The 13790-nt window shown below is 61.4% G+C and carries 11 protein-coding genes; 6 read left to right on the top strand and 5 right to left on the bottom strand.

All coding sequences use genetic code 11. The features are described 5' to 3' along the window. Positions 1–29: 29 nt before the first annotated feature. Positions 30–1328 carry an Hsp70 family protein gene (locus ABIE33_RS02865; protein ID WP_429121124.1) on the bottom strand — a complete coding sequence of 433 codons (1299 nt, stop codon included), beginning with the start codon at positions 1326–1328 and terminating at the stop codon, positions 30–32. A gap of 479 nt (positions 1329–1807) precedes the next feature. On the opposite strand from ABIE33_RS02865, the gene ABIE33_RS02860 reads away from it, so the two are divergent. The 3 genes from ABIE33_RS02860 (at position 1808) to ABIE33_RS02850 (ending at position 5974) form a co-directional block, all read left to right on the top strand. Then, on the top strand, positions 1808–3472 hold the full coding sequence (locus ABIE33_RS02860) for an electron transfer flavoprotein-ubiquinone oxidoreductase (protein WP_429121122.1): 1665 nt from the start codon (positions 1808–1810) through the stop codon (positions 3470–3472). Positions 3473–3863: 391 nt separating this feature from the next. Then, positions 3864–4862: an ABC transporter substrate-binding protein gene (locus ABIE33_RS02855; protein WP_429121119.1), complete on the top strand. Its 999-nt coding sequence runs from the start codon at positions 3864–3866 to the stop codon at positions 4860–4862. A 224-nt stretch (positions 4863–5086) separates the two neighbouring features. Further along, positions 5087–5974 carry an ABC transporter permease gene (locus ABIE33_RS02850; RefSeq protein ID WP_429121116.1) on the top strand — a complete coding sequence of 296 codons (888 nt, stop codon included), beginning with the start codon at positions 5087–5089 and terminating at the stop codon, positions 5972–5974. Positions 5975–6041: 67 nt separating this feature from the next. Here ABIE33_RS02850 and ABIE33_RS02845 read toward each other — a convergent pair whose 3' ends face one another. Then, positions 6042–6953: a DMT family transporter gene (locus ABIE33_RS02845; RefSeq protein ID WP_429121114.1), complete on the bottom strand. Its 912-nt coding sequence runs from the start codon at positions 6951–6953 to the stop codon at positions 6042–6044. Positions 6954–7104: 151 nt separating this feature from the next. On the opposite strand from ABIE33_RS02845, the gene ABIE33_RS02840 reads away from it, so the two are divergent. Both ABIE33_RS02840 and ABIE33_RS02835 read left to right on the top strand, forming a co-directional pair. Beyond that, positions 7105–7572 carry an Lrp/AsnC family transcriptional regulator gene (locus tag ABIE33_RS02840; protein ID WP_429121111.1) on the top strand — a complete coding sequence of 156 codons (468 nt, stop codon included), beginning with the start codon at positions 7105–7107 and terminating at the stop codon, positions 7570–7572. A 184-nt stretch (positions 7573–7756) separates the two neighbouring features. Then, complete coding sequence (locus ABIE33_RS02835) at positions 7757–8668, top strand: diacylglycerol/lipid kinase family protein (protein ID WP_429121109.1); 912 nt, start codon at positions 7757–7759, stop codon at positions 8666–8668. Here the strand turns inward: ABIE33_RS02835 and ABIE33_RS02830 are convergent. Together ABIE33_RS02830 and ABIE33_RS02825 are read right to left on the bottom strand one after the other, a co-directional pair. Further along, positions 8658–10142, bottom strand: a complete 1485-nt coding sequence (locus ABIE33_RS02830; protein ID WP_429121106.1) for an ArnT family glycosyltransferase — start codon at positions 10140–10142, stop codon at positions 8658–8660. The genes ABIE33_RS02835 and ABIE33_RS02830 overlap by 11 nt on opposite strands. Further along, positions 10135–11112 carry a glycosyltransferase family 2 protein gene (locus ABIE33_RS02825; protein WP_429121103.1) on the bottom strand — a complete coding sequence of 326 codons (978 nt, stop codon included), beginning with the start codon at positions 11110–11112 and terminating at the stop codon, positions 10135–10137. The genes ABIE33_RS02830 and ABIE33_RS02825 overlap by 8 nt, the downstream gene beginning before the upstream one ends. Before the next feature lie 147 nt (positions 11113–11259). Between ABIE33_RS02825 and ABIE33_RS02820 the strand changes: the two genes are divergently transcribed. Then, positions 11260–12213 carry a lysylphosphatidylglycerol synthase domain-containing protein gene (locus tag ABIE33_RS02820; RefSeq protein WP_429121101.1) on the top strand — a complete coding sequence of 318 codons (954 nt, stop codon included), beginning with the start codon at positions 11260–11262 and terminating at the stop codon, positions 12211–12213. A gap of 48 nt (positions 12214–12261) precedes the next feature. Here the strand turns inward: ABIE33_RS02820 and ABIE33_RS02815 are convergent, their stop codons facing one another. Beyond that, positions 12262–13764 (bottom strand): AMP nucleosidase, encoded by a 1503-nt coding sequence (locus ABIE33_RS02815; RefSeq protein ID WP_429121100.1) that lies wholly within the window; start codon positions 13762–13764, stop codon positions 12262–12264. Positions 13765–13790 lie beyond the last annotated feature (26 nt).

Below are 13790 nucleotides of genomic sequence, written 5' to 3'. Positions count from 1 at the left end.
AGCACGTCAGAAAATGTGGTCCAATGGACTTATGCCGCATTCGCAGTCCAGTGGCCGATATCCTCATGGTCTCCGATCAGCGCCAGACCATGGGCGATCGACAGCAGTTCGCCGCCGCTTTCGATCCGGTCCTTTTCGAAGCGCCGCTCGAACAAGTTGCGTACCGCGGGCACGAAGGAGGTGCCGCCGGTGAGGAAGACCTTGTCGATGCTTGCCGGCGGCGTTTCCGTCGTCGTCAGGACCTCGTCGAGCGCCTCTTCGATGCGCGCAAGTTCAGGTGCGATCCAGCCTTCGAAATCGGCGCGGCGCACGGTGCGACGCGACATCTCGCCAAGCGGCGAGAAATAGAACTCGGTCTCTTCCTCCTGCGACAGGCGCATCTTGGTCGCCGAGATCGCCTGGTAGAGCGGATAGCCCTCGTCATGCTCGATCAGATCGACGAACGCCTCGAGCTTTTCCGGCTCCAGGCTCTGGCGCACCAGCTTCTTCAGATCCGTGAAGTCTTTCAATGTCTTGAAGATGGAAAGCTGATTCCAGCGGCCGAAATTCGCATAGTAGTTCGACGGCACTTCAAGCAGCTTGTCGAAGCTCTTGAACAGACTCCCCTTTCCGATGAGAGGCGAGATCACATTGTCGATGATGCGGAAGTCGAAATGGTCGCCGGCGATGCCGACGCCCGAGTGGCCGATCGGCGTCGCCGCCAGGCGCCCTGCCTTGGTCTCAAAGCGGATCAGCGAATAGTCGGTGGTGCCGCCGCCGAAATCGGCAACCAGCACCGTGGCGTCGCGCTTGAGGTTCTGGGCAAAGTAGAATGCCGCCGCCACCGGCTCGTAGACATAGTGGATTTCGGGAAAGCCGAACTCCGAAAGGGCGGCGCTGTAACGCTCGAGCGCCAATGCCGGATCGGGGCTGGAGCCGGCGAAGCGAACGGGTCTTCCAACGACGATGCGGCTATACTGGCTCGCCCAGTCGTCACCGGCATATTCGCGCAGCTTCGTCAGGAACACCCGCATCAGGTCTTCGAAACTATGGCGCTTGGCATAGATCTGCGTGCCCTGGAACAGCGGGCTTGCGGCAAAGGTCTTGATCGACTGCAGGAAACGACAGTCGCCGGGATTGTCGATGAACGAGCGAATTGCCGCCTGTCCGGCTTCCACCTTGAGCGCGGACGCGCCGAGGTTGGAATCCTTCATGAAGGAGAGTGCCGTGCGCATCGCATCGGTGCTGCCGGCCATGCTGTCGAAGTTCATCGAATGGGTGGTGTCGCCTGCCGAAACCGCGAGGACCGAGTTTGTGGTGCCGAAATCGAAGCCCAGTGCTCTGGCCATGTGATGTCTCCTGACGTCTGTGTCTTTGGTGTCGCTGCGCCATGCCCTATCCGGGCTGCGCAAGGCGACACGGCTCTGTTCCGCACGCCGCCTTCGGGCCGGTGCCGGGGAGGTCGGCGGTGCCAGGAACGGAGCGAAAGGCATGCCGTTCCGGCGCCATGGGGTGCCTTGCCGAAATGCCGGTTGCGGATGGGATTGCCGGCGTCTTCCGCCGGAAAGTCGAATGCCCGGCCTCCTGACATGGCTATTCGGCAAAAGCAAGGCTGCAAGGCGACGACCCACAAGGACATGGGCGAAATCACATATTTACGTTTACGTTCACGTCATATAGACATTTGTGCTAAACTCATGACCTCATGCGCAAAAGCGGGCATCGTCTGTCGCATCCCGGCTCGACAAGCCAAACTGCATTTGCCATGACGACATGATATGGCCTGGGAACTGAGCTGGCAGAAGACCGGCGAGACTGGAGAGACGGTATGAGCGAGGCGATGGATCTACCCGAGCGCGAGAGTATGGAGTTCGACGTGGTGATCGTTGGGGCTGGGCCTGCGGGTCTGGCGGCGGCGATCCGGCTGAAGCAGGTCAATCCCGAGCTCTCGGTGGTGGTTTTGGAAAAGGGCGCCGAAGTCGGCGCGCATATCCTGTCGGGCGCCGTCGTCGATCCGATCGGCATCGACCGGCTGTTGCCGGGCTGGCGCGACGAGGCCGACCATCCGTTCAAGACCGAGGTTACCGACGACCAGTTCCTGTTGCTCGGTCCGGCCGGCTCGATCCGCCTGCCGAACTTCGCCATGCCGCCGTTGATGAACAATCACGGCAACTACATCGTCTCGCTCGGCAATGTCTGTCGCTGGCTGGCCAGCCACGCCGAAGCGCTCGGCGTCGAGATCTACCCGGGCTTTGCCGCCACCGAAGTGCTCTATAACGACGACGGTGCCGTCATCGGCGTTGCCACCGGCGACATGGGCATCGAGCGCAATGGCGAGCCGGGTCCGAACTTCGCCCGCGGCATGGCGCTCCTCGGCAAATACACGCTGATCGGCGAGGGCGTGCGCGGCTCGCTTGCCAAGCAGCTGATTTCGAAATTCGATCTGTCGAAGGACCGCGACGTCCAGAAATTCGGCATCGGCCTGAAGGAACTGTGGCAGGTCAAGCCGGAGAACCACAGGCCCGGCCTGGTGCAGCATTCGTTCGGCTGGCCGCTCGGCATGAAGACCGGCGGCGGCTCGTTCCTCTACCATCTCGAAGACAACCTGGTCGCCGTCGGCTTCGTCGTGCACCTCAACTACAAGAATCCCTACCTCTTCCCGTTCGAGGAGTTCCAGCGGTTCAAGACCCATCCGGCCATTCGCGGCACCTTCGAAGGCGGCAAGCGGCTGTCCTACGGCGCGAGGGCGATCACCGAGGGCGGCTACCAGTCGGTGCCGAAACTGTCGTTCCCCGGCGGCGCGCTGATCGGCTGTTCGGCCGGTTTCGTCAACGTGCCGCGCATCAAGGGCAGCCACAATGCGGTGCTGTCGGGCATTCTGGCGGCCGAGAAGCTGGCGGCGGCGATCGCCAGCGGTCGCGCCAATGACGAGCCGATCGAAATCGAGCGTGGCTGGCGCGACAGCGCCATCGGCCAGGACCTGAAGCGGGTCAGGAACGTCAAGCCGCTGTGGTCGAAGTTCGGCACCGCAATCGGCGTGGCGCTCGGCGGTCTCGACATGTGGACCAACCAGCTGTTCGGCTTCTCCTTCTTCGGCACGCTGAAACACGGCAAGACCGACGCGCAATCGCTGGAGCCGGCAGCGCAGCACCAGAAGATCGACTATCCGAAGCCCGACGGCGTTTTGACCTTCGACCGGCTGTCCTCGGTGTTCCTGTCGAACACCAACCACGAGGAAGACCAGCCGATCCATCTGCAGGTGAAGAACCCGGAGCTGCAGCGCACCTCGGAGCTCGACGTCTTTGCCGGTCCGTCGACGCGCTACTGTCCCGCCGGGGTCTATGAGTGGGTGGAGAAGGACGGCCAGCCGGTCTTCGTCATCAACGCGCAGAACTGCGTGCACTGCAAGACCTGCGACATCAAGGACCCGAACCAGAACATCAACTGGGTGCCGCCGCAGGGCGGCGAGGGACCAGTCTATCCCAACATGTGAGGGCGGGCCGTTGCGTGAGCTGCGCAACAGGAAACATTTGGAGGCGTCGAGCTCTTGCTCGGCGCCTCTTTCATTTCAAGCAGGCGAGCGGATCCGTGTGTGGCGCGCATTTCTCGGCGCAAGTCATCCTGCTCAGCGGCGAGCATCTCCGGCGCCTCGGCAAATGCGGGAACATTGGGAAAGGCAATCGTTGACGCAAATGGGAAAGTCTTTGCCGGAAAGACCCTATAGCCTTGAGGGTGCCGTTGTCGCGCCAGGCGCGTCGACGGACCTGCAGGCCGTTCGGTCCCTGTCGTTCTTGAGTAGGACCGGAGCCTGTTGACACGCGACCGATCACTGCGGTGAGATCGGTCGTCCGACGGGACGTACCGCCAGAACAAAGGGAACAGAAATGAACAAGCTTCTTGCAACGACTTGCCTGGCCGCCGGCCTTCTTGGCCTTGCCGGCACGGCTTCGGCAGCCGAATGCGGCGACGTGACGATCGCGAACATGAACTGGCAGAGCGCCGAGGTTCTGGCGAGTGTCGACAAGATCATTTTGACGGAAGGGTATGGCTGCAACGCCGAGCTCGTCGTCGGCGATACCGTGCCGACGATCACCTCGATGATCGAGAAGGGCCAGCCCGATATCGCGCCGGAAGGCTGGGTGGATCTCCTGCCCGACGTCGTCAACCGCGGCCTTGAAGAAGGCAAACTGGTCGGTGCCGCCGTCGCGCTTTCCGATGGTGCTGTCCAGGGCTGGTGGGTTCCAAAATACATCGTGGACGCCAATCCCGACATCAAGACGATCGACGATGTGCTCAAGCACAAGGAACTGTTCCCCGATCCGGAAGACGCAAGCAAGGGCGCCGTCTTCAACGGCCCGCAGGGTTGGGGCGGCACGGTCGTCACGACGCAGCTCTACAAGGCCTATGGCGGCGAGGCGGCCGGCTTCACGCTTGTTGATACCGGCTCGGCTGCCGGCCTCGATGGCTCGATCGCCAAGGCCTACGAGCGCAAGCAGGGGTGGGTTGGCTACTACTGGGCGCCGACGGCACTCCTCGGCAAATACGAAATGGTGAAGCTCGGCCATGGCGTCGAGGCGGATGCCGCGGAATGGAAGCGCTGCAACACGGTTGCCGACTGCCCGGACCCGAAGAAGAACGACTGGCCGAAGGACAAGGTGCAGACGCTGGTGACCAAGACGTTTGCCGATCGCGCCGGCCCGGCCATGGACTACCTGAACAAGCGTGCCTGGACCAACGACACCGTCAACAAGCTGATGGCCTGGATGACCGATAACCAGGCAAGTGGTGAGGAAGGCGCAAAACACTTCCTCGAGGAAAACCCCGACATCTGGACCACCTGGGTCTCGCCGGATGTCGCCGAGAAGGTCAAGTCCGCGCTTTGATCGTCATCGCGTGACAAAAAAGGGCGGCGCGCGGATCTCGTGCGCCGCCTCTTGGAGTATTTCCAGGAAAGGTGCGAAGCGATTTTCCGACAGGAAATGCGCAAAAACAATGAGATAGAGCGTTTCTGCGACTCCGTTTAAACCGGAAACGCTCAAAAGTGATGGTCGGCGGTCAAAAGACAAAAAATCAGGGCCGCCGTTGGGGAGCAGTGAAGGGGAATGGAATGGAATGGCTGACCCAGTTTCCGCATATGGACGATGATCGCCTGCGGGCGTTGAAGAAGGCGATCGACGAAGGTTTCCGGACCTTCACGCGCGCCTATGGCGACGGCATCGAAGCGTTTTTCGAACCGTTGCAGTTCTTTCTGATCCAGTCGGAGCGCTTCATGACGCGCACACCCTGGCCGATCATCATCCTGCTGATTGCGGTTCTCGCCTGGCTTGCGAGCCGGAACTGGAAGATCGTCGCCGGCTGTGTCGGTACGCTGCTGCTTATCGGCTATTTCGACATGTGGGACGACACGATGAAGACGATCTCGATGATCTTCGTCTGTACCGTGCTGTCGATCGCCATCGGCATACCGCTCGGCATCATCATGTCGCGTTCGGACCGGTTCCAGAATGTCGTCAACCCGATTCTCGACGTGATGCAGACCATGCCGAGCTTCGTCTATCTGATCCCGGTAGTGATGCTGCTCGGCATCGGCAAGGTTCCGGGGCTGATCGCAGTGGTGATCTATGCGATCCCGCCGATGATCCGGTTGACCAATCTCGGCATCCGCCTCGTCGACAAGGATGTGCTGGAGGCGGCGGATGCCTTCGGCTCTTCTGGCTGGCAGAAACTCAAGAACGTGCAGATGCCGCTGGCCTTGCCGACGATCATGGCCGGCATCAACCAGACGATCATGATGGCGCTGGCCATGGTGGTCATCGCCTCGATGATCGGGGTTCAGGGGCTCGGCCAGCCGGTGCTGAAGGCGATCGCCAACCAGTATTTCACGCTCGGTATCTTCAACGGTCTTGCCATCGTCGGCATCGCCATCATCTTCGACCGCGTCAGCCAGGCCTATGGTCATCGGCTGCAGAAGCATCGCGAGATTATTCACGGCTGAAACTGCCGATTGGACAAATGAAATGGCCCGGAAACTTTCGCTTCCGGGCCATTTTTGTTCCTGTCCTTCAGGCTCGACGCGGCGAAAGGATGCCGGTCGAGAGCGCCACGCCGGCAGCGGTGATGATGGCGGCGACGATCTCGAACGGGCCGATCTGTTCGCCGAGAAGCACGGCGCCGCCGATCATCGCCAGCACGGGGGTGAGTGCGGTGAAGGCGGCAGCCTGGGTTCCGCCGAGGCTGCGGACCGCCACACCATAGGCAACCATTGCGACGAGGCCCGACAGCAGACCCTGGCTGGTGATCTGCAGCGCGATCTCCTTGAGGGGAACGCTGGCAAGGGTGCTGCCGAAAACGCCGGCAAGCAGCAAGTGGATCAGGAACGACCACACCGCGATCAGTGCGCTGCCCTCGAGCGGACTGAGACCGGAGCGCCGGAATGCGTGCGTGTAAATTGCCCAGAGCGTGGCCGCTGCGGGAAGGAGCGCGTAACCGGTCCAGCCGGTGCCCGTGGTGCCGGCAAGGCTGCGGGCAAGCAGCAGGGCGACGCCTGCAATGATGGCGCCAAAGCCGAGGATGCGCATGCGGTCAGGGCGCTCGCCGAAGATGACGATGCCGATCAACGCCGTTGCCAGCGGCATCGAGCCGCCGAGCAGCACGCCGACGGAGGAGGCGGGGGTCGCGTGAATGGCGAAGGCTGCGACCTGGAAGAACAGCGCGCCGGAACCAGCGACCATCAGGAGAAGCAACAGGAGTGGCAGCTTGCGCGGCAGAAGGCCGATTTTCAGCCACACCGGCGCAAGGACCAGCGCCGGGATGCCGTAGCGGATAAGGCCAAGGTCGATCGTACCGAGCGCGGTGCCGGCAGTGTGTCGTGTTGCAAGAATCCACCCCGCCCAGATCAGGACGGTGACGAAGGCGCCGGCATAGCCGGTGGCGACGGGTGCGGCGCCGCCGCGATCGAGTGTGAGCGCAACCATCTGATTTTCCTTCCCGACTTGAGTGCCCGTGATTGTCTGGGCCTGGGAAGAAGATTACTGCCTGTGGGCAAGGCATGTCCTTGCGATTTATGCTCCATATGGCCTATGGTGCGCAATCATATGCCAACATGGCCTTACTGGATTATCAACTATGCCAAATCTCGATAAATTCGATCTCGCGATTCTCAAGATACTACAGGAGGACGCGCGGGCAACGAACGTGGAGATTGCCGAACGTGTCAATCTGTCGCCGTCGCCCTGCCTGCGGCGCATCCGCAATCTGGAGAAATCGGGGATCCTGCGGGGCTATCGGGCCGACATCGACCGCAAGGAGGTCGGGCTCGGTCTTACCGTCTTCGTCGAAATCAAGGTCGGTCAGCACAGCCGTGAGAATGCCCAGCTCCAGCAGGAGGCCTTGCTTGCCATTCCCGAGGTTGTCTCCTGCTTCCTGATCTCCGGAAATGCCGATTTTCTGGCCGAGGTCGTCGTCGAAGATCTTTCGGCCTATGAGACGCTGCTGACGGAGACGTTGCTGGCCATGCCCGGGGTCACCGACATCCGCTCCAACTTTGCCATCCGCTCGATCAAGACCGGTGGTCCGCTCAAGCTGCCGGAGTGACGCCGAAGCAGATCGGCAACGCTGCCGTGCCGCAGACAAGGGTGGACTGCGGCGGTGAAACCGGGCGCCCGCCAGGTGCTTGAACAAAGTTAAGTTTTGGTAAGGCTCTGGAAACGGCGCCGATTGCGATTATCTCATCGCAGTGGACGCACTGTGCCACGGCAATGGAGCCAGTAAGCCTTTCATGAAAATCAAAGCTATCTTCAATCGGGACGGTGGGACCTTCCGAACGACGGACATGGCGGCCTATGGCAATAGGGTTGAGGCGATCTTTCGCGATGCCGGGCATCAGATCGAGATCGCGACCGTCTCGGGAGCCGAGATGCGGGAGACTCTGGAAAAGACCTGCCGGCGCGACGATCTCGACGCGATCGTGGCCGGCGGCGGCGACGGTACGATTTCGGCAGCCGCAGGCGTCGCCTGGAAAACAGGCATGCCGCTTGGGGTCGTGCCGGCCGGGACGATGAATCTTTTTGCCCGCACGCTGAAACTGCCGCTCGACATCTGGAAGGTGCCGGAAGTTCTGGCGCAGGGTACGATCATCGATGGTGATATCGGCAGCGCCGATGGCCGGGCCTTCGTGCACCAGTTCTCGATGGGGCTGCACGCCCGCATGGTGCGCTACCGCGAATCGTTCAGTTTTCGATCGCGCTTGGGCAAGATCACGGCGAGCACCCGCGCCGCCCTCGGTGTCATCCTCAATCCGCCGGATTTCGAGATCGAGTTCGATGTGGATGGTCACCATGAAAGTCGGCATGTTTCGGCTGTGTCCGTGTCGAACAATCCGTTCGGACGCGATACTCTGATGTATGCGGACGATGTAACGGCCGGCCATCTCGGCTTCTACACCGCCCCTCCCTTGAGCTCGCCCGGCGTTGCCAAGCTTGCGCTCGACGTGCTGCGTGGCAAGTTCCGCGACAACCCGGTCATTACCGAGATGAGTGGCCATGCTTTGGATCTGCATTTCCCCAAGGTCGATCGCAAGATCAACTGCGTGATCGATGGCGAACTCCTGCCGATGGGCCGCGACGTCGCGTTGAGGATCCATCCCGGCGAACTCAAGCTGCTCGTCGGCGCCGACCGGTCTAGTTCGTGACCCAGAGATAGCCGAAAGTGTAGCGGTCTTCAGTCTTGCCGTGCAGATAGGGCAGGGACAGAACCTGTGGCGTCGCCGTCGTCGTCGAAAATCCACGCATTTTCATCGCATCCGCTAGCGTCTCGGGCAGGATCGGCTCCGCCTTGCCGTCATCGCTCCAGACGACGAGCAGCGGCATCGATGCGTTGGCCGTCGCTGCGCCAAAATAGCTGGCGGTGAGAACGGGCGTATTTTGAAGGTGCGTGCGAAGGTTGCCCGCGATCAACTTGTCCGTTGCAAGGATCAGGGCCGGTTCGCGACCTTCAAGCTTAACGACCGTTTCGGCCAACGTGGCGTAGGGAATGCTCAATCGCGAATATTTTCCGAAGAGCGGACGCACGATCGCCCGGGTGGAAACCACTACGAGCGTAGTGAGCACGATGAAGGCAACGAGCCATAGGAACGGTCGAAGTTTAAACGTGACATCGACGCCGGCCGCTTCGACCTTGAGGCAGAGATAGAGCGGCAGGAGAATCAGGAAGAGCACGAGCCACTTTTCCCGGATATGCGTGGCTCCGACCCCGAGAACAATCAGTAGGACTGCCACGAGACAGATTGCAAGCATGCGGCCGACAACGCGGGTCCATTGGCTTTGCGCCGACCAGATCGCAGGAATGCTCTTGCGGAATATGAGTCCGAACACGACGAGCGGCACGACGCTGCCGCGGATCGTGGCGGCAATGAGCGAAACCACGCCGTGGAACGCCTGTGCGAGGCGGCCCTCGAAATGGGCCTCGCGCATCTCGAGAAAGGTGTTGTTTGAGGCGGAGCCGAGGTTTTCAAGGACCCACCAGCCATGCGGCAAAGCGATCAGTGCCGCGACCACGAGCGAGACCAGGACACGCCAGTCGAAAAGGCGCTCGCGTAGCTTGTGTTCCGGCAGAATGGCAAGGACCGCGGCGGCGGGTACAAGCGCAAAATTGTACTTGGCGATGAGACCGATGCCGACGGCAAGCCCGGTCAGCACATAGGCCGCAAGGCTCGGGCGGGCCAACGTCCGCAGGAAGCCGTAGAGAAACAGTGATACGGCAAATAGTGCCGCGACCGTATGGGAAAGATCACGCTGCGCAAGCAGGAAGATCGGAGGCAGTGTCAGCACACCGAGCATGGCGATCAGCGCCAGGCGCTTTTCCGCAAGGACTTCGCGCGCGGCTAGGCCATAGAAGAGGCAGCAAAGAAACAGAAGCAGGTTCTTGAGCACCGTCATCGTTGCGAGAGACGGCCCGAAAACGGATCCAAGTCCGTACTGCAGCCAGTTGTAGAGGGGCGGTTGCGCACCGTAGCCGAGCCGCAGGAACTGCGAAACGAACGCCTGCTCCGCCTCGTCGATTTCGAGCGAATTCGAAACGGCGAGACGCAGGCCAATGCAGAGCAGGAAATAGCCGGCGAGCAGGGCGATGAAGAGGTTGGGTCGCCGCTCGACGAACTCAGACATTCGTCTGATCCCGTACAAAGACCTCGCGCACGATATAGCTGGTGGTTTCGTCGTCGCGGAAATAGGCACGCGCCATCATCTCGGCGAGAATGCCTGTTGTCACGAGTTGGACCGATGACAGAAACAGCATCACGCCGACGATCAGCATCGGGCGGGTGCCGATATCGTTGCCGAGAAGGAACTTGTCGAAGGCAAGATAGAGCAGGATGAGGGCGCTTGCCGCCCCAGCTGCAAGCCCGATCGAGCCGAAGAAATGGCCCGGGCGCGCCTTGTAACGCATGAAGAACAGCACCGACAGCAGATCGAGGATCACGCGGAAGGTGCGCGAGATGCCGTATTTCGACTTGCCGTGCTGGCGCGCGTGATGGGTCACCGGCATTTCGCCGATGCGGCTGCTGGGGACGACCCCCGCGACCCAGGCGGGGATGAAGCGGTGCATCTCGCCCATCAGCTTGACCTGCTTGATGATCGAGCCGCGGTAAACCTTCAGGCTGCAACCATAGTCGTGCAGCCGGACGCCGGTGATCTTGCCGATTAGCCGGTTGGCGCACCACGACGGGATTTTTCTGAGCAGCAGCCCGTCCTGACGATTCTTGCGCCAGCCGACGAGCAGGTCGAGTTGCCGCTCCTCGATTGCTTTGACCATAACCGGAATATCGGCCGGGTCGTTCTGCAGGTCACCGTCGAGCGTGGCGATCAGCCGGCCGGACGCCGCGTCGATGCCGGATTGCATGGCGGCGGTTTGCCCGAAGTTCTTCTGCAGTTCGATGATCTTCAGCTGAAGATCGGGGCGACAGAGCGCCTTTCTTGCATTGGTCAGAGTGCGATCGGTGCTGCCGTCGTCGACCAGGATCAGTTCCCACGGGGCTGAAAAATTCACCATGGCGTCACTGACGCGCGTGATGAGCGGCTCAATGCTGTCCTCTTCGTTGAAGACTGGGATGACGACGGATAACTCGATGGGCAGCATGGGATCGCTCGTGCATTCGGCGCGTCTTGCACGTGCCGGAACAATAGGGGGGCGCTTAAATAATCATTTTCTTGATCATTTTCTTGCACAGTTATCGGTGATAACCAACGTGCAAAGTTGCGTTTCAACACGGGAAATCGGCGTCTGATGAATTCTGGCTGCGAGTTCGAGCGGCGATCGTGGCTGGCGCGCAACCGCGTGACACTGATATCGGCAGCAGCGATTGTCGCCTATGCCGTTTTTGTCCAATGGGTCTGGGGCTGGCAAACGCTGCTCGAGCAATGGACGAAAATCGGCGTCGGTTCCGGGCTCGCGGCCCTGACGCTTCTTGTCGCGACCTATTTCATTCGCTGCTATCGCATTTACGACTACTTCCCGACGGAGACGTCAGGCCGGTTTCTGGCGCTGTTTCGCGTCACGCAGGTCCACAACCTCTTGAACATCATGCTGCCTTTTCGCACCGGGGAGACGAGCTTTCCGCTGTTGATGCGGTCGGAATTCTCGATCCCGCTGGCGCGGGGAACCTCGGCACTTCTGGTTATGCGGCTGCTCGACCTGCACGCCCTGTTGACAGTAGCGGCGGTCGGCATCGTTTTCGGCCGTGGGTCCGGTGCCGCCTGGGCACTCTGGATCGCGGCGCTTGTCGCGCCACTTCCGTTCTTTCTGTTGAAGGATCGCGTTGTCGCCCTGGCGCAGCGGTTGCTGCCAGCAAGACTGGAAGCGCTCGTCGAAGAGCTTGATGCAGGTCTGCCTGGCACGACAGGTGCATTTCTCAGGGCCTGGGCGATGACCATTCTGAACTGGGCGGTCAAGGTGGTGGTTCTCGCCTGGGTTCTGGCGATCATGGGCGTTGCGCCGCTTGCTGCCTGTTTTGGCGGGGCGCTTGGCGGCGAACTCTCCTCCGTGCTGCCGATGCATGCGCCAGCGGGCGTCGGCACCTATCCGGCAGCGATCGCGGCCGGTGCGGTTTCCTTTGGTGCGGGGGCGGACCGCGCGGCGCTGGAGCAGTTAGCCGGTGTCGGCGTCAACGCGCATCTGCTGATTATCGTGTCCGCCGTGGCGGGCACGATGCTGTCGATGCTTTTGCGGAGAAAGCCGTAGAAGCCCTCATAGTCCCACGCAAGAGACCCATATCAACGCAGGCTGGTATTACTGGAACGACGTCTCGTAGAAGCTTCTGAGCTTGCGGGAATGCAGCTTCTCAGGCGGCATCGCCGCAAGTTTCTGCAAAGCGAGAATGCCGATCTTCAGATGCTGGCTGACCTGCGTCCGGTAGAAGGCAGTTGCCATCCCCGGAAGCTTCAGCTCACCGTGAAGTGGCTTGTCTGAAACGCAAAGCAACGTGCCGTAGGGCACCCGGAAGCGGAAGCCGTTGGCGGCGATCGTTGCCGATTCCATATCGAGCGCGATGGCGCGCGCCTGCGACAGGCGCTTGACCGGCCCGCGCTGGTCGCGCAGTTCCCAGTTGCGGTTGTCGATGGTGGCGACGGTGCCGGTGCGCATGATCTGCTTGAGATCGTAGTCGCGATAGCCGGTGACCTCAGCCACGGCGTCCTGCAATGCCACCTGGACTTCGGCAAGCGCGGGCAGGGGGATCCAGACCGGCAGGTCGTCGTCCAGCACATGGTCTTCGCGCATATAGGCATGGGCAAGAACATAGTCGCCGAGGCGCTGGCTGTTCCGGAGCCCGGCGCAGTGCCCGAGCATCAGCCAGACATGCGGGCGCAGTACGGCAATATGGTCGGTGATCGTCTTGGCGTTGGACGGGCCGACGCCGATATTGACCATGGTGATGCCGCCGTGGCCCTTCTTCTTCAGATGATAGGCGGGCATCTGCGGCAGGCGTGCGAGCGTATAGTCCGTTTCCGGTTTGTCTGCGCCGGCGGGAGTGATGATGTTGCCGGGCTCGACGAAGGCCGTGTAGCCGTTGCCGCCTTCCGCCATCTGCTGGCGTGCCCAGGCGCAGAACTCATCGATATAGAACTGGTAGTTGGTGAACAGCACGAAGTTCTGGAAATGGTTCGCGCTCGTGGCGGTGTAGTGGCTGAGGCGGGCAAGCGAATAGTCGATGCGCTGTGCGGTGAACGGCGCCAGCGGCGAGGGCTCTCCCGGACCCGGCTCGTAGGAGCCGTTGGCGATCTCGTCGTCGGTCGTCGTCAGGTCGGGCGCATCGAAAAGGTCGCGCAGCGGGATATCGATCGCATCGCCGGCCGATGCTTCGACGTGGGCCCCTTCGCCGAAGGCGAAATGCAGCGGAATCGGGGTCGAGGATTCGGATACGGTGATGCCGAGGCCGTGATTGCGCATCAGGTGCCCCAACTGTTCCTTCAGGTAGTGTCGAAACAGTTTGGGCCGCGTGATCGTCGTCGTGTAGACGCCGGGCGCGCTGACATATCCGAAGGACAGGCGGGAATCGACATGGCCGAAGCTGCTGGTCTCGATGCTGACCTGAGGATAGCAGGCGCGGTAGCGCGTCAGCGGGACGCTGTTCCTGCCCAGCCCCTCGAAAGCCTCGGTGAGGAACCGGGTATTGCGATCGTAAAGCGCCTCCAGGCAATCGACTGCGGCCGCCGGATCATCGAAGAACTGCGGCTCGAACGGCTCGGGGGTGGAGACGGAAAGGACGGAGTGTGAAGAGATTCGCTTGTTCATGTCGCATTATAGGCTGAGGCCTCTGA

Origin of the sequence: Ensifer sp. 4252, from assembly GCF_050434565.1 — a bacterium.
Taxonomy (GTDB): domain Bacteria; phylum Pseudomonadota; class Alphaproteobacteria; order Rhizobiales; family Rhizobiaceae; genus Ensifer.
Note: the sequence above shows the minus strand (reverse complement) of the source record. Positions and strands in the feature narration are given on the sequence as shown.